General features: G+C 58.9%; 16 protein-coding genes and 1 pseudogene. 11 read left to right on the forward strand and 6 right to left on the reverse strand.

The annotated features are described in order from the left end of the window. Nucleotides 1-135: 135 nt before the first annotated feature. The 6 genes from J2S62_RS05260 (at nucleotide 136) to J2S62_RS05285 (ending at nucleotide 7,896) form a co-directional block, all read left to right on the forward strand. A complete protein-coding gene (locus J2S62_RS05260; RefSeq protein WP_310172222.1) occupies nucleotides 136-2,169 on the forward strand; it encodes a hypothetical protein in 2,034 nt (677 codons plus the stop codon). A 56-nt stretch (nucleotides 2,170-2,225) separates the two neighbouring features. Then, entirely contained in the window at nucleotides 2,226-3,158 is a 933-nt protein-coding gene (locus tag J2S62_RS05265; protein ID WP_310172227.1) for a tetratricopeptide repeat protein, read from the forward strand. A gap of 104 nt (nucleotides 3,159-3,262) precedes the next feature. After that, a complete protein-coding gene (locus J2S62_RS05270) occupies nucleotides 3,263-4,042 on the forward strand; it encodes an ABC transporter ATP-binding protein (protein ID WP_310172230.1) in 780 nt (259 codons plus the stop codon). Continuing rightward, nucleotides 4,027-5,625: a hypothetical protein gene (locus J2S62_RS05275; protein ID WP_310172233.1), complete on the forward strand. Its 1,599-nt coding sequence runs from the start codon at nucleotides 4,027-4,029 to the stop codon at nucleotides 5,623-5,625. The genes J2S62_RS05270 and J2S62_RS05275 overlap by 16 nt, the downstream gene beginning before the upstream one ends. Before the next feature lie 57 nt (nucleotides 5,626-5,682). Further along, nucleotides 5,683-6,033 (forward strand): DUF3039 domain-containing protein, encoded by a 351-nt coding sequence (locus tag J2S62_RS05280; protein ID WP_407649905.1) that lies wholly within the window; start codon nucleotides 5,683-5,685, stop codon nucleotides 6,031-6,033. 96 nt (nucleotides 6,034-6,129) lie between these two features. Continuing rightward, the gene (locus J2S62_RS05285; RefSeq protein WP_310172236.1) at nucleotides 6,130-7,896 is read left to right on the forward strand and encodes a DEAD/DEAH box helicase; all 1,767 of its coding nucleotides are present in this window, start codon (nucleotides 6,130-6,132) and stop codon (nucleotides 7,894-7,896) included. 20 nt (nucleotides 7,897-7,916) lie between these two features. On the opposite strand, the gene J2S62_RS05290 is transcribed toward J2S62_RS05285, so the two are convergent. From J2S62_RS05290 to J2S62_RS05310, 6 genes and pseudogenes are all read right to left on the reverse strand, one after another. Beyond that, nucleotides 7,917-8,216: a DUF4870 domain-containing protein gene (locus J2S62_RS05290; RefSeq protein WP_310175730.1), complete on the reverse strand. Its 300-nt coding sequence runs from the start codon at nucleotides 8,214-8,216 to the stop codon at nucleotides 7,917-7,919. Between the two features lie 166 nt (nucleotides 8,217-8,382). After that, a pseudogene (locus J2S62_RS13610) lies at nucleotides 8,383-8,544 on the reverse strand (variant leucine-rich repeat-containing protein); the annotation flags it as partial. Between the two features lie 243 nt (nucleotides 8,545-8,787). Beyond that, a complete protein-coding gene (locus J2S62_RS05295) occupies nucleotides 8,788-9,381 on the reverse strand; it encodes an HNH endonuclease (RefSeq protein WP_310172239.1) in 594 nt (197 codons plus the stop codon). 15 nt (nucleotides 9,382-9,396) lie between these two features. Then, nucleotides 9,397-10,128, reverse strand: coding sequence for a DUF222 domain-containing protein (locus J2S62_RS05300; protein WP_310172242.1), 732 nt, complete (start codon nucleotides 10,126-10,128; stop codon nucleotides 9,397-9,399). A gap of 181 nt (nucleotides 10,129-10,309) precedes the next feature. Next, nucleotides 10,310-10,975, reverse strand: a complete 666-nt coding sequence (locus J2S62_RS05305; RefSeq protein WP_310172245.1) for an isochorismatase family protein — start codon at nucleotides 10,973-10,975, stop codon at nucleotides 10,310-10,312. Nucleotides 10,976-11,029: 54 nt separating this feature from the next. Beyond that, nucleotides 11,030-12,352: a nicotinate phosphoribosyltransferase gene (locus J2S62_RS05310; RefSeq protein ID WP_310172246.1), complete on the reverse strand. Its 1,323-nt coding sequence runs from the start codon at nucleotides 12,350-12,352 to the stop codon at nucleotides 11,030-11,032. Between the two features lie 101 nt (nucleotides 12,353-12,453). On the opposite strand from J2S62_RS05310, the gene clpS reads away from it, so the two are divergent. The 5 genes from clpS to rph are packed head-to-tail and all read left to right on the forward strand — an operon-like array spanning nucleotide 12,454 to nucleotide 15,953. Continuing rightward, nucleotides 12,454-12,750 (forward strand): ATP-dependent Clp protease adapter ClpS, encoded by a 297-nt coding sequence (gene clpS, locus J2S62_RS05315; protein WP_310172249.1) that lies wholly within the window; start codon nucleotides 12,454-12,456, stop codon nucleotides 12,748-12,750. Nucleotides 12,751-12,772: 22 nt separating this feature from the next. Further along, entirely contained in the window at nucleotides 12,773-13,450 is a 678-nt protein-coding gene (locus tag J2S62_RS05320) for a DUF2017 family protein (RefSeq protein ID WP_310172252.1), read from the forward strand. Continuing rightward, nucleotides 13,447-14,355, forward strand: coding sequence for a glutamate racemase (murI, locus tag J2S62_RS05325; protein WP_310172254.1), 909 nt, complete (start codon nucleotides 13,447-13,449; stop codon nucleotides 14,353-14,355). The genes J2S62_RS05320 and murI overlap by 4 nt, the downstream gene beginning before the upstream one ends. Nucleotides 14,356-14,373: 18 nt before the next feature. Continuing rightward, complete coding sequence (locus tag J2S62_RS05330) at nucleotides 14,374-15,183, forward strand: MBL fold metallo-hydrolase (protein ID WP_310172257.1); 810 nt, start codon at nucleotides 14,374-14,376, stop codon at nucleotides 15,181-15,183. A gap of 11 nt (nucleotides 15,184-15,194) precedes the next feature. Then, nucleotides 15,195-15,953, forward strand: coding sequence for a ribonuclease PH (gene rph / locus J2S62_RS05335; RefSeq protein ID WP_310172259.1), 759 nt, complete (start codon nucleotides 15,195-15,197; stop codon nucleotides 15,951-15,953). The last annotated feature ends 1 nt before the right edge of the window (nucleotide 15,954 follow it).

The raw sequence follows: 15,954 nt of genomic DNA on the forward strand, positions 1-15,954 counted from the left end.
ACGGCAGCACAGGGTCAACCGGGCAGACCCAACCGGCGCGGTGGAGCCCGGATTGCTACTATGATGGAAAGCTAGCCGGGTGGCATCTGCACAGGTGCGCCAAACCGAAAAGCGTATGAACAAAGGTGGCAGGTTTTGAAATCTCTGGGCGGTATCGGCGCCATCATCCTTGGCGTGGTGGCGATCTTAGTATCCGTTGGACTCCAAACAATCTGGGCGCCGCCAGCTGAATTCAACGCCACCACCCAAGACACGCAAGAGGCTCCGCTGACCATCGTCACCGAAGGTATCGATGTCGACCCGGATGATTCGATCGAATACACCGTCACGGGAGACGGCGAGTTCACCCTCATGTACGGCCAGCTCCGAGACGTCGAAGCCTGGGTTGGCGATGCCGCCCATAATCGTATCGACGGGGTCAACACCGATGTGGCGCGTGGCGAAGATCCAACCGTCAACATCACGTACGTCGATGGTGAAGCTGAGGTCCCAAATCCGGTCAACTCGGATCTTTGGTTGGCTACTCAAGACGTCACCGATGAGGTGACCCAACGCTGGACCAGTAGCGACGCCGGACAGTGGGCGCTGTTGATCGCTGCTGACGGTACCGCGCCGGCACCCGCAGATTTCAGTGTCTCCTGGGTCAATGTCGAACCGAACTCGCCGCTGATTACCCCGCTGATGATCGCCGGCATCGTTCTGATACTGGTCGGGATAGCGCTGCTCATCTGGCGCTTTCTGGAATTCCGTCGCCGCGCCAAGCGCACTTCAGGGCGCCGTGCCGCGGTCCGAGGCGACTACACCGGCTTGACCGCAGCGGATGTGCGGGCTGACACCGACTCGACCCAAGAAATCATGTCGATTCAACAGGTTCAGACGGGCGAACCGGTGACCAAGACCCAGGATGCCACCCTGATCGAGGAAGCCGGTGGCGACGACCCCGACCTTGCTGTTTCCGATCCTGCCACACCGGAGGAGACCTCCCCGGAAGCAGACCCGGACGACAGCGATACACCTAATGATTCCGACGACTTCAGTGGTGGGTCGACTGCGCCAGATGCGGACGAGCCGACCGAGACGTTGCCGGTCCAAGATGACACGGACGACGACGGTAAGCCTCGAGACAGTGGATTTCTGCGTCGTACCGTCACAGCGCTAACCGCTCTGGGGCTCGCAGCTGGCTTGGGAATTGGTCCTGCCCACGCAGAGCCGACCGAACCCGAAAACGAAGACATCGAAGAACAGATCGATGAAGAACAAATTGAAGACGAAGCCGATGCTGAAGAGACCGAGACCTTCCCGGTCGTTGTCGATACGCAGCTTGAGCGCATCCTCGACGCGGTGGCGGCCACGGTGCAGCGCGGCGATGACGAGCTCGATGCTGACGTCCTGACCGGCCGCGTAGCGGGTCAGGCGTTACGAGTTCGGGAAAACTTCTACGGCAACCTGGGCATCGAAGACGATTATGCTCAGCCAAATACGATCGCATCGGACCAAATCTTGGCCGCGTGGATGGAACGCGACGATTCGTTCCCCCGCACGATCTATGCAGTGACCACCGATGAAGACGGTGCTGAGATCCAGTTGCTGGTGCTGCGTCAACAGGATCCTCGTGCGCAATATCAGCTCATTAGTAACGCGCCCTTTGCTCCGGGGGCCGAAATTCCCGCCGGGAATCTCTCCGACGAAGAAGTCGAAGAAATCCCCGGGGATGAAGCAGCCGGCTTAGTTATGAGCCCAGATGCTGCGATCGAAGCGCTAGCTGACTATCTCACCGACCCCGACGCAGAGGCAGCCGATTCGATCGCGGATAACGAATGGATCGACCTGATTCACAATCATCAAGCCGAGCTGGAAGAAACCCACGGCGAGCACGATACCGACGTCTCGATATCTCGGTCAGTGTTCGATGACTCCGTGAACGCGGTGCGCCTGCAAGATGGCTCGGCCTTGGTCTTTGGTGCGATGAACTCGCTGGAATCGTTGATGCCGGAGGAGGACGCCACGGTGACGTTAAACCCGCTCACGCAAGAAATGGGCGACTTCTCAACCGATGAGGCTGAAGACCAGGTTCGCATTCGCTACCGCGAACAGTTTGCCCTCCACATTCCGGCCGAAGGGGAAATTTCGCTGGTCGGATATGAGACCGTCCAATCTACCGTTGACTGACCGGGCCACTAGACTGGACAGTAATTCCACGAGTTCGATCTGACAAGAAGAGGATTATGACGCAGCAGCCTAACAATTCACCAGATTCGACCCCGTCGCATTCTCGCGACGCCATCGACCTGTCGAACATCCCAGCCCAATCGTCGAACAGCTCGACCGGCGGGTCCGAACAGTCTTGGGTCCTGGATGACGTCGATCAGCAGTCCTTGCAGACCTTGTTGCAACACGCAGCCAGCGTGCCGCTGATTATCCACCTGGCAGCCCCTTCGAATCCAGCATCCAACCAGATTGACGCGGTACTGCAGCCGGCAATTGATGCACGCGCCGGGCGTATGGTGATGGGGCGAATAAATACCGAACGACATCCGGAACTACTCCAGATGTTCGGTGTGCCCTCGGCCCCGATGGTCATTGCGCTCATGGGTCAACAAGCCCTACCGCTGTTCAACGAGGCAGTCAGCGCCGACCAGCTGGAAAAGTTGCTGGATGAAATTAACGCCTCAGCAGTTCAAGCCGGACTTGCCGGCACCGTCCCACCGCTCGTTGAAGCCACCAATGCCGAGGGCCAAGCAGTGCTGCCACCGCTGCATCAAGAAGCCGCTGACGCGCTCCAGGCAGGCGACTTCGATGCCGCCATTGCCGCCTACGACAAAGCACTGGCCGAAAACCCGCAGGACGAACAGGCCATCTCGGGCAAGGCCCAGGTGGCCTTGATGCAACGCACCGCAAACGTCGATGCCCAGCAAGTTCGAGCAAATGCTGCTGACCACCCAGACGACGTTCAAGCCCAGATCGCGGTAGCTGATCTGGACCTCTACGGCGGTCATGTCCAAGATGCCTTCGATCGTCTGGTGTCGTTCATTGCTCGCAGTGCTGGTGACGATAAAGACACGGCCAGAAAACACCTGTTGGAGCTTTACACCGTCGTGGGCGACCACGATGAGCGGGTTTCGGCTTCGCGCCGGAAGCTTGCTGCTGCATTGTTCTAAATCGAGATGCTCACCTGAGTTACACAATGCTGACGTCCCCTGTCCGGATGAGAATTCTCTCGGACAGGGGATAATTTTGCCCCAAGTCGTTTTACACTGGAGGCATGTTAGAAAAAGCAGCCCTGGTGGATCCGCACCACGCCGTGGTCATCCGAGCTTTGGGAAAACAATTCGGCGAGAAAGTCGCCGTCAACGGCATCGACCTGACCATCCCGGCCGGGTCTTTTTATGGTTTCGTGGGCCCAAATGGCGCCGGCAAGACCACCACCATGTCCATGATGACCGGACTGTTGCGGCCCGACCACGGTCAAGTGTGGCTCCACGGCTTTGACATGTGGCAAGCGCCCCATGATGCTAAAGCCATTCTGGGAGTGCTCGTCGACGGGGCAGTCGTGTTCCCTCGACTCACCGGAGCCCAACTGATCACCTACTCGGGTCTACTACGCGGCATGGATGCCGAAGTGGTAGCAGAACGCGTCCCTGACCTCTTACGAGTTATGGACTTAGAAGATGCCGCCAACAAGATGGTGGCCGACTACTCAGCGGGCATGACGAAAAAGATCGGTCTGGCCGCAGCCATGATTCATTCCCCGCATGTGCTGGTCTTGGACGAGCCATTTGAGGCCGTCGACCCCGTATCGTCGGCACGCATCCGGGCAATCCTCAACGACTACGTCGCCTCGGGCGGTACCGTGATGATCTCATCACACGTGATGGACCTCGTGGAACGCACCTGTGATCACGTAGCTGTGATAGATCGCGGTGAAGTCCTTGCTTCCGGCCCGATGGCAGACGTCACTGCCGGCATGTCCTTAGAAGATCGTTTCGTGTCGATGGTCTCCACCGAACATGCCGGGGAGGGCCTGTCATGGTTTCACACCTAATCCGGTTGCGATACCGGCTGACCTGGAACGGTTTGCGCCGCTCCGTTGGTGCCACCATCGGAGCGATTTTTTCGGTCCTGGGTTATTTGTATTTGATTGCTCTGGCCTATCTGGTAGCCATCGTGGTCGCGATAACGCCCATCGATGAACTCAGCTACGCGAACCGGGGTGGGGTGTTGGTACTGGCCGCCGCGCTAGTACTGGTCGTGTGGATCGTGGGCCCAATCGTCTCGTCAGCCAGTAATCCCTTTACTAACCCCAAAAACTTTTTGCCATTCGCCATCCCGAATAAACAATTCATCAGTGGCGTGGTGCTCGGTGGGGTAGTGGCACCCACTGGGATCGGCACGTTCGTGCTGCTCTTCACCGGCGCGGTCCTGTGGGGCTGGCACCCGGCCGCAATCCTGGCCGGGGTGATCGCCACCATCCTGGGAACCTTGCTGTGTGTCATGGCAATGCAAGTCTTTGTTGGGCTGATGACCAATGTCATCTCCAAACGAGCAGTCCGCGATGCGCTGCAACTGATCGTCTTGGTGCCGTTGATGTTGGGTGGTTTCGTGCTCTTCGGCGCGATTGAAACTATCCAACAGTTCGTGGACATCTTGCCGACCATAGCGATGTGGGTGGCTTTTACCCCGGGCGGCTTCTTGGCCCTGCCGTGGTTCGTTGCCCAAGGTCAATGGGGATTGGCCGGCCTGCATATGGTAGTCATGCTGGTGTATCTTGCCGTTCTCGTCCTGGCCTATGAAGCGCTGCTCAACCGCGCTACCCGTACCGCAGGCACCGCTGGGGAGCAACAGCGTGAACAAGCCGGGCTGGGCCTGATCGGGCGGACCAAAACCCCGATGCAAGCCATTTGGGCGCGCGCTTTGCTGTACTGGTTCAAAGATCCCCGGTATTCCGCCAGCTTGGTGATCGTCGGGATTTTCATCCTCTTTGGTGTGTTAGAAACAACCGTGCTGGATATCGATTTCCTCTCGAGTTTCATCAAAATTCTGCCCGCGCTGATTGCCTACATGCTGGCGTTTTCGATTTCAGCGGACCTGTCCTATGACTCCACCGGTTTCTCGCTGCACATCACCTCCGGGGTCCGTGGCATCGACGACCGGCTCGGGCGGGTGCTTGCGTTGTTGACCTGGGCGTTGCCGCTGGTGGTGGTCGTGACGATCGCGATGACGATTGGCACCGGTGTGCCACATCAGTTAGCAGCCTGGTTGGGGCTGAGCGTCGGCGTGTTGTTTGTGGGGACTGGTTTGTCTGCGGTGCTTTCTGCACGCTACATCTACCCGGTGCCGCCGCCGGGCACCTCAGTGATGGCCTCACCCGAAGGTGGACTGGGGCGTACCATGCTCGTCCAAACACTCGGCATGACCGCCCAGATCCTCCTGTCAGCGCCGGTAATCGTCTTGGCCATCGTAGCCGTTGTGACCGACAGTCAGCTGTGGGGCATCGTGACGCTGCTGGTTGGTGCGGTCTACGGTCTCGGGATCCTGTGGGTCGGGGTCCGCCTTGGGGCAAAATGGTACGAACGGTCGCTTCCAGAAACGTATCAGTCCATCGTCAAGGTCACAGCGTTATACTGAGCACACACAGTCTGTCCTAGAGGCGTCTCTGCTGCGTCTCCGACTACAATGGAAGGCATGAATCCGATGAACTCCGTGTACGCTTCATCCACTGATCACGATCCACACGAAGATCCCAACGGTGGCGCAACCGGCGTGCTGGAGCGCGAAGAACAGCTCCAAGCCACCGAACCCGGTGACCATGAACGCTTCAAGCACTTCGTTCCTAAAGACAAACTGACGGAAGCCATTATCAATGGCACCCCCGTCGTTGCGCTCTGCGGAAAAGTCTGGGTGCCATCACGCGACCCAGAACGGTTCCCCATGTGTCCCTCCTGCCAAGAGATTTGGGACGAGCTAGAATCAGGGGACGACTCCGAAGGCTCCGGCAAAGGCCGTGGCTTCTTCGGGTTTGGTCGCAACAAATAAGATAGCACCACACAAATTTTGACCACCATACCCTGGTGGTCATTATTTGTTATGTCTACAACATCTCAGGCCATGAAGGAGGCTGTGTAATCACTCATGAGTGATGCGCTGTTTCATATCGGAGAAGACCTCCCACCCGCCCTACCGGAACGGGCCGCATGGGGCACCGCACCCAAACTTCGGCAGTGGCAGCAAGAAGCCCTGGAACTCTACTTTGAAAAACCGCGCAAAGACTTCATGACCGTAGCGACCCCCGGCGCCGGTAAAACGACCTTCGCGCTGCGGGTAGCCAAGATGTTGTACGAATCCGGTGTCATCTCACGGGTGACCGTCGTAGCCCCCACTGAGCACCTCAAAAGCCAGTGGGCCGATTCGGCAGCTCGTATCGGCCTCGCGATTGACCCAAACTTTAAAAACGCGGATGGCCGTCACGGCGCCGAGTACATGGGTGTGGCCCTGACGTACGCGCAGGTCGCGTCGAAACCCATTTTGCACCGCAACCGGACCGAAGCGGCAAAAACGCTGGTGATCCTGGACGAAGTGCACCACGGTGGGGATGCCTTGTCCTGGGGTGAGGCCATTCGTGAGGCGTTTGAACCCGCGGCACGGCGCCTGTCGCTCACCGGTACGCCGTTCCGCTCTGATGATGCCCAAATTCCGTTCGTAGACTACGTCGATGACGGCACCGGGGTGTTGCGCTCGAAAGCCGACTACACCTATGGCTATGGCCCGGCTCTGCGTGACTACGTGGTGCGTCCGGTCATCTTTATGGCCTATTCAGGGCAAATGCGTTGGCAAACTTCCACCGGTGAGGTCATGGAAGCCCAACTGGGTGAAGCCGCCACCAAGGATATGACCGCTAACGCCTGGCGCACCGCACTGAACCCCAAAGGCGAATGGATCCCGTCGGTGCTCAAGGCCGCTGATCATCGTCTGACCGAAGTCCGGCGCAATGTGCCTGATGCTGGCGGGCTAGTTATTGCTACCGACCATGAGGACGCCCGAGCGTACGCGGCGATCTTAGAAAAACTTTCCGGCGAGAAAGTCACCACGGTCTTATCCGACGACCCAACCGCGTCGAGCAAGATCGAAGAGTTTGCTGAGGGTAACCAGCGGTGGATGGTCGCGGTACGTATGGTGTCGGAAGGTGTCGACGTCCCGCGCCTATGCGTGGGTGTGTATGCGACCTCCACCTCAACTCCGATGTTTTTCGCGCAGGCCGTAGGCCGTTTCGTTCGTTCGCGGAAACGTGGCGAAACCGCGTCGGTCTTTTTACCATCGGTGCCCAAGCTCATGGAGTTGGCCAACGAGATGGAAGAAGAACGCGATCACGCACTAGAAATTGATACCGGAGTGTCGGTTGAAGACCTTGAAGATGCCCCGGAAGAAGATCTGCTGCGCGAAGCCAACCGGGAAGACTCTGCCTCCTCGTCGCTAACGGGCGCAAAATTCCAGGCGCTGGAATCCCAAGCTCTGTTCGATAAGGTGCTCTTTGACGGCGGCGAATTCGGGACCGGGGGAGCGGTTGGTTCCGAAGAGGAACTCGACTTCCTTGGTATTCCCGGGCTGCTTGACGCTGACCAGGTGTCCACTTTGTTGAAGCAGCGGCAGGCCGAACAACTCAAGCGTCAACCCCGTGCAAAAGCTCAAGCGGACGTGGTAGACCATCGCCAGCTAAAAGAGCTGCGAAAAAAGCTATCTTCCTCTGTGGCCGCATGGTCTGCACGCTCAGGAACTCCACACGGGGTCATTCACAACCAATTGCGTGAAATATCCGGTGGTCCTGCGGTGGCACAGGCAACCAAGGAACAGATCGAAAAGCGTTTAGAGACAGTTCAGGGTTGGTTCGTCGGCCGCAAGTAGTCCCGCATTCTAGGGAAGCGCTAGCGTCCAGGTGTGTTGAAGAATTGGATAGCTAGTGGGTAACGCCATGCCTGACGGTCGCTGGCCTTTACTGCGGCGATGATCAAGACCACTAGATCGAAGATGATCAGCGCGGCCATGATCAGGTAGCCGATGAGAATGCTCGTCAGAATCCAAGCGCCGATCCAGTAAATTGCATAGCTGATAGTCCAGTTCAGTGCGTGCCGTCCCTGGAGGTCGACCAGGCGGCTGCGCTCGCGAAAGATTAACCACACGAGCAGCGGGGAAATAAATCCGATGAAAATCGCACCCAGGGGCATCACCACACCCCCAGGTCTTTTCCTCGGTGGGCGTGAGCGGTGGTTGGACATCAAGGCCCAGCGAGGTGTCGTACGGTTGATAATCATGTGGCGACGCAGATGGTAAACCGTAAGACTGGGTGCCACCTGGTGGTGGCGGTGGCGGAAAGTCCGGATTGCTCTGCTGAATATAATCCGCCAAGTCGGGATATACCTGCGGATGTCGCAGTATATAGGGCCACAGGTCAGGGCGTTGCTCCGCGAGTCGATAGAGAGTTGCTGCATCTATTAGCGGATCGCGCAAATCATCGGGAGTAAAATCAGCTGGATCTTTTTGGTAGTACGCCATCGCATGCTCTTTTCCGATACAGACCGCCTGGACTCATAAGTCTAGGACAGCATTGCTCGAAGCGGCGGGGCAGCAGAACATTTTCTAGCAATCTCCCACGCAGGGGATGCGACAACGTGTCGAACTTACGGCACCGTTGTAAGTTGACGAGCAGTGTCATGATTCAGACAGTAATGCTTGTGCCACCGCGTCTGCAGTATTCCGAGAGGCGCACCCTCAGAAGGGCATGGTGGCATGGTGGGGTTAGGCTGCGGCGGGCCAGGCGATGTCGATGGGGCCGATGGGTGGATCGGTAGTGTCATGGCGCAGCTGGCTGATCGGCGGCCGGGTGGGCACCGTGTATTGATGCCCCGTCGGAGTGGTGACGGTCAGCTCGTCTGGAGTGCCCGAATAGGACCAGCCTCGGTTTTCTTTGCGTTGGTTACAGCGTTTACACAGCCCGGTGGCATTGGCCCAGCTGGTGGTGCCACCGTGTGCCCAGGGTTTCCGGTGGTCAGCGTCCTCGACCGGGCTATTGCACCAGGGGGTGGCGCAGGTATCATCCCGGATGGCCAACATCTTCGACAACCCCTCAGGGAAGTGGCGGCGTTTGGACTCCAGTGCCACGAGTTGGCCATCGGTGGCTCGGGTGTACATGCGTCGGAAAAACTTCGCCGCTTGCGGGTCGGCTAACCAGTGTTTGACCATCCCGGCGGGTAGCGGTCCGTGGCCGGGAATCCAGGCCGGCACATCATCATCACCAAACAAGCTGCTATCGTGCATCACGACCACGACTTCAGCGGTGACCCCGTCGGCGGTGGTCTGCCCGGTGAGCAGTTCGACGAAGAGATCAGCCATGGTCTGATCCCGGCTTCAGGGCTCAGCCTCGGGGGTGTCACCGGCGGCTGCGGCCTGAGTCTGACGCCGGCGTTGGGCGGCCAAGCGCCTATTCGTTTGTTGCTGCAGCGCGTCCATGACTGCTACCGCCTGGTGAGTCGGCAGTTCGGCGGTCAGATACGAGATGCCGTCGCTGCCCGGATCCAAGCACACTCGGCGGTCTCGCTGATTTTGCGCGGCGCGTTGTTCAGCCGCTTTGCGGTCTAGCCGGTAGGCGTGGCCTTGGATGAGTTTGCGTAGCTGGGAAGAAGAGGCTTTGCCTAACCGGTGGGCAATTAGCCCATCAATCTCCCGGCGGTGGGCATCCGAGAGATGGCTGGTTTGTTCGGCCACGATCCGGGCATGATATTCACTCATGCGCCCAGCAGCTAGCGCCGCATAGGTATTCGGGAGGACGTTACACAAGGCGGTGGCCGTATACGTCAGGGCGGCCCCAACAAACGGCGACTCCCCACGGGCTAGGCCGACTTCAGCTTCAATGCCTTTGAGTTGCTCTGAGGTGGTGATCCGCATGCCGGCCTCATGGGCCTTGCGCTGTTCGACAAACGCATTCGTCGCCGTGGCTTGGGCAGCAGCCAACGCCCGCTTGGCGCGCTCCAGATGCTGCAACCGGTCAATGTTCTCTTCTTCGGACGCAGCAGGCGGCAACTCGGCCAGGGAATCAATGAACTCCTGGACCAGATCTGCCATCTCAACTGCTGTTTCCATACCCTTAATGCTAGCCACCGGGTGGGACATGATAAGGGAAAACAGTGTTTTGTGGAAAAGCAAAGGCGGAATCCACACCTAGCAGGAGGGACTCACAGAGCGCCAGGGACTGTGTTCAGAAAATACCGTGCTGGTGCGAGCTTAAACTGCAACCAGCACGGTCCCGATCTTTTTTTGATATTTAGTGCGCGAAGGCGCCTGCCCCCGGCCACTCGGAAAGCATCACGCCGGCATCTTCCATTTCTTCTAATGCGGCCTCGGTTGAGTCTTCGGAGACGCCGACGGTTAGGTTCGTCAAAACCCGGACTTCGTAACCCGCATCAGAAGCATCGATCGCGGTGGCTCGCACACAGTGATCCGTCGCGATGCCCACAACGGTAATGCGTTCTACGTCGTGTTCGCGCAACCAATCGTCCATGGTGATGGAGCTGTCGTCGGTAGCGGCTGCTGCAGCAGCGGTCGCTCCATACGGGCCAGCCATACCGTCCTGGCTTCGGACGATATCGGGCTCACCGAGCACACCGTCAAAGCCCGAATAGCCGTCATTATATTGGCCCTTAAGAAATTCGGCCACGATATCTTCGGTATCTAGGTTTTCGTGGAGTTCCGCTCCGGGGCTGCCGGCCACGCAGTGCACCGGCCAAGAGTTTTCGTAGTCAGGCGTCTCAGAAAAATGCGGACCCGGATCAATATGCCAGTCACGTGTGGTGGCAACAACATGGTATTTGTTGCCGCACTGGTTCATATATTCGGTGATCAATGCAGCCGTCTGTGCCCCGCCTTCTACAGCGAGAGTGCCGCCTTCGCAAAAGTCCTGTTGGACATCCACGATGATCAGAGCGTGCATGGTGATAAATCCTTTGTGTTGGAGTGTAGTGCCCGGTTTAGGTGACCGGGAAGCCTAGTGTAGTTGAAATTCGGTTGGAATGGCGGGTTCACCATCTTGTAGTCGACGCGCGGTCGGTGGAAGCTCGGAGACTGCTTCTTCGTGGCGTGCTGCGGCCCGCTCAACGGCGCCCGCACCGATGTGATCTGTGTCCACCTCACCCTGGTCGACCACCTTGTGGACCAAGGGACGGTGATGTTTATCCCACTGCGGTTCGTCACTGGCAACGACGACTTCTGCGGCCGCCACGCCGTCATCGTAGCGCCGGGTTGCGTATTTGCGTCCGCCACGACTGGCCTTACCCTCAGCCTGTTTGTGGACATCAACCCATTTCCCGTTGGCGTCCTGGCGGGTGGTGAGCTTATAGACCAGCGAGGCTGTGGGGGCGCCCGAGCCGGTGACCAGCTGGGTGCCGACCCCGTAGGAATCGACCGGAGCAGAACGCAGCCCGGCGATGGCGTACTCGTCAAGATCGGAGGTGACCACGATACCCGTGTTGGTGTTGCCGAGGTCATCGAGCAGCCGACGGGCGTGGTGGGCCTCTTCTAACAGGTCACCCGAATCGATGCGCACAAACGCCAGCTCGGGACCGGCGATATCCACCGCGTTGCGAATACCGGTTTCGATGTCGTAGGTATCGACCAACAGGGAGGTCTTATTTCCCATGGCATCTACTTGGGCTTGAAAAGCCGCTCGCTCATCATCGTGCAGCAAGGTAAAGGAGTGGGCAGCAGTCCCGGCGGTTGTGATGCCGTACCGTAACCCCGCCGCTAAGTTTGACGTTGAAGCGAAACCGGCGATGGCGGCTGCTCGAGCGGCAGCGGCAGCGGCTTCTTCATGGGCTCGACGGGAGCCCATTTCGATGCAAGGACGACCACCGGCAGCACGCGTCATGCGGGAAGCCGCCGAAGCAACTGCGGTGTCGTAATTGTGTACCGACAATAAGTAGGTCTCTAAGATCACGGCTTCGGCAAATGTTGCTTCGACCTGCATGATCGGCGAATAGGGGAAATACGGTTCACCTTCGGCATAGGCGTAGATGTCGCCGGTAAACCGGTATTGCGCCAACCAATTCAGGGTGTCCTCGGAGACCACTTGGTGATCGGATAGGAATCCTAGGTGCTCATCATCGAAACGAAAATTGGCCAATCCTTCTAAGAACCGCCCTTGACCTGCGCTGACACCGTATCTTCGGCCCGTCGGGAGTCGGCGAGCGAATAACTCAAAGACCGCTTTGCGGTCGGCGGTACCGGCTTTGCGAGCCGCGTCCACCATGGTCAGTTCGTAGTGGTCGGTGAAAAACGAGGTGGGGCTGTCGCCACGATGTGTGTTACTCACACATCCAACACTAGCCCGTTGTACCCACTGAGAACACATTTTGGCCTTGCCGGTAACGAATTAGCCCACGTAGTGCCGACTTGTTGCCTAGAATATGGGGCATGTCCGTTACCAGTGCAGTTGATGTCGACCCAGATCTTGCCGTCGAAGAGTTGTCCGCCACGACCCAGCCGTGGCAGGTGATCGTCTGGAACGACCCGGTGAACCTGATGAGTTATGTCACGTATGTGTTTCGCACCTACTTTGGGTTCTCCTCGGCGGTGGCGCATCGGCTGATGCTGCAAGTGCACAACGAAGGTAAAGCCGTCGTAGCCCAGGGCACCAAAGAAGAGGCAGAACGACACGTCGCCGCGCTGCACGGGTATGGTTTGTGGGCGACCTACGAGCAGAACAACTAGAGGATGCGACACCGAACACCTTATGGCACTAGCTTTTAAATCCACGCTGCGCGGGTACTCCGCCTACCTTGAGAAACCCGAACGCCAGATTCTGCGCTCGTTATTTTCCGACGTGCTGACCCTTCTGGGCGGCGTCAGCCCCGCCGATGAGCCCTTGGAAGACGATAAACCCAAATTCTTCGACCGATTTCGGCCAGCCGCTGAGACCGCACAACTGCCGGATGCTCCGGCTCAAGACAACGATTCACCCACCGATGCCGCATTCTGGGATCTTGTCGGATCACTGACCGACGACGAAGTCCACATCGACCTGTCGGATCCAGCCGTCAAACGCTTGTTACCGGATGCTCGCTCTGATGAGGACGAAGACGCCGGCTCCGAGCAGTTCCGTCAACTGGCCCAAGACGATATCCGCCAGGAAAAAATTGCAGACCTCCAGCGAGCTTATGCACTGATACAATCCGGGTCGCTGATGCTGACACAAAAGGAAGCAGAAGCGTTTAGCCGTGCCTTGAACCAGGTGCGATTGGTGTTATCGTCGCGGTTGAACATTGAAACCGAACGCGACGCCGAACGGGTACACCGCATTGGATCGGTGGACCAAGCGACCGACGTGGAAAGCTACATGGCGTTGTTGTACAACTTTGTGTCTTGGCTGCAAGAAACCTTGATGCAGGCAATGATCGGAGATTTATCGTGACCAAGCCGAACCCTCAAGCGCCCATCGGTATTTTCGATTCGGGCGTGGGCGGGCTGACCGTGGCGCGGGCCGTCATTGATCAGCTTCCCGACGAGGACGTCGTCTACGTGGGCGATACGGCCAACACCCCGTATGGCCCCAAACCCATCGCGCAAGTCCGTCGCCTGGCGCTGACGATCATGGACGAACTGGTCGACGCCGGGGTGAAACTGCTCGTCATCGCGTGCAATTCGGCCACCGCCGCGGTCCTGCGCGACGCCCGTGAACGATACACCAAGGCGTACGGGATCCCCGTGGTCGAGGTCATCCAGCCGGCGGTCCAGCGGGCCGTGACCTCCACCCAGAACGGCAAAGTAGGTGTCATTGGCACCGAAGCGACGATTTCGTCGGGCGCCTATGAAGATATGTTTGCCGCCGCACCGCAATTAGAGATCACTTCGGCGGCCGCCCCGCGGTTCGTCGAATTCGTAGAACAGGGCATCACCACCGGTCCGGAGCTGTTGTCCGTGGCAGAACAGTACCTGGCGCCCTTCAAGTCCGCCGGCGTGGACACCCTGATTTTGGGTTGTACGCATTACCCGCTGCTGGCCGGAGTCATCAGCTACGTCATGGGGGAGCAGGTGAACTTAGTCACATCCTCGGAGTCGACGGCGCGGGCGGTGTATCGCGAATTAGTTCGTCATGGCTTGGAGAACCCGGCCGGCGCAGCCAGCCACAACCCGCCTGCAGGCTCACGACATAAGTTCATGTCCACCGGTGACCCGGGCAGTTTCGCCCACCTGGCCCAGCGATTCCTTGGTCCGGAAGTCGGCGGCGTAACGCAGATTCGTACGGTCGCTGAGCAATTCCCGACCGGTACACTATCGGTAATCGCCGCACCACGCAGTCAATCTGCGGCACGCTAGCGCAAAGGAATCGAGGATATGCAGCTCACCATTATTGGCGCATCAGGCTCATTTCCCGGTCCGGGCTCTCCGGCCTCGTGCTATTTGGTCTCAGCCAACGGGGTTGATGAACACGGCGCACCCAAAACCTGGCGCATCATCCTCGATATGGGCAACGGAGCACTAGGCACACTCCAGCGCTACGTGGCACTTGAAGACATCGACGCGATTTTGCTGTCCCATCTGCATCCCGATCACTTCATGGACCTGTGCGGATTACACATTGTGGTGCGTTGGAACCCCAACGGCTGGGATGTCGGTCGCATTCCCGTCTACGGTCCGGCAGACACCGCCGATCGCATCGCCATTGCCTACGGCCTCGACCCCGACCCTGGAATGCACCCAGACTTTGACTTCCGCGACTGGCAAGTTCGCCAACCCGTGCGCATCGGGCCGTTCACCATCACCCCGTATCCGGTGCGCCACCCCATCGATGAGGCCTACGCACTGCGAGTCGAGGCCACCGAACCGACCGCCCAGGGTGACCAGACCTCCGTGTTGACCTACTCGGGCGACACCGACACGGCCCCAGGGCTGGTCGAAGCCGCCACCGGCGCCGATCTGTTTTTATGCGAAGCCGCGTTTCATGAAGGCCGCGATGATGACATTGATGGCGTGCACCTGACCGGCAAACGCGCCGGCGAAATGGCGACCGCAGCCGGCGTCGGACGGTTGTTGCTGACCCATATCCCGGTGTGGAATGACCCGTTGGTCACCTCGCAAGAAGCCCGCACGACGTATGATGGACAATTGGCCGTCGCCGTCTCGGGCGTCACCTACACCGTCTAAAAGGAGCACGTTTGTTCACTCGCGCCGATGACCGCACCGCCAGCCAACTCCGAGAGGTCTCGATTGAAACCGGGTGGTCCGCTCACGCCGAAGGCTCTGCCATCGTGACCTTCGGGAACACGAAAGTCTTATGCACCGCCAGCTTCACCGAAGGTGTGCCGCGCTGGCTTAAAGGCAAAAACCGCGGCTGGGTTACCGCCGAATACGCGATGCTACCCCGAGCCACCGGTTCGCGCACCGCGCGCGAATCCGTGCGCGGGAAAGTCTCGGGTCGCACCCAAGAAATCTCCCGGCTCATCGGTCGGAGCTTGCGCGCCGTGGTCAACACCAAAGCACTCGGTGAAAACACCATCGTGGTCGACTGTGACGTCATTCAAGCCGACGGCGGGACGCGCACCGCAGCCATCACCGGGGCCTGGGTCGCACTGGCCTTGGCCGTTGAATGGGCGCGCGACCAACGCATTATTCGGTCCACCGCCACGCCACTGACCGGCTCGGTTGCCGCGGTTTCCGTCGGGATGATCGACGGCACCGCGCTGTTAGACCTGCCTTATGAAGAAGACGTGCGCGCCGACACCGACATGAACGTCGTAACAACCGGCGACGGGGAGTTCATCGAGATTCAGGGGACCGCCGAAGAACAGCCGTTTAGTCGAACTCAACTGGACGAGATGTTGGACTTGGCGGTCGCCGGGACCGCCCGGCTGACCGAAATCCAGCAGGCAGCTCTGAGCGCAGTGGCCCAAGCCCAGCCGGCTGAACAGGAGTAGC

It is taken from the genome of Enteractinococcus fodinae (assembly GCF_031458395.1).
GTDB classification, from domain to species: Bacteria; Actinomycetota; Actinomycetes; order Actinomycetales; family Micrococcaceae; genus Yaniella; species Yaniella fodinae.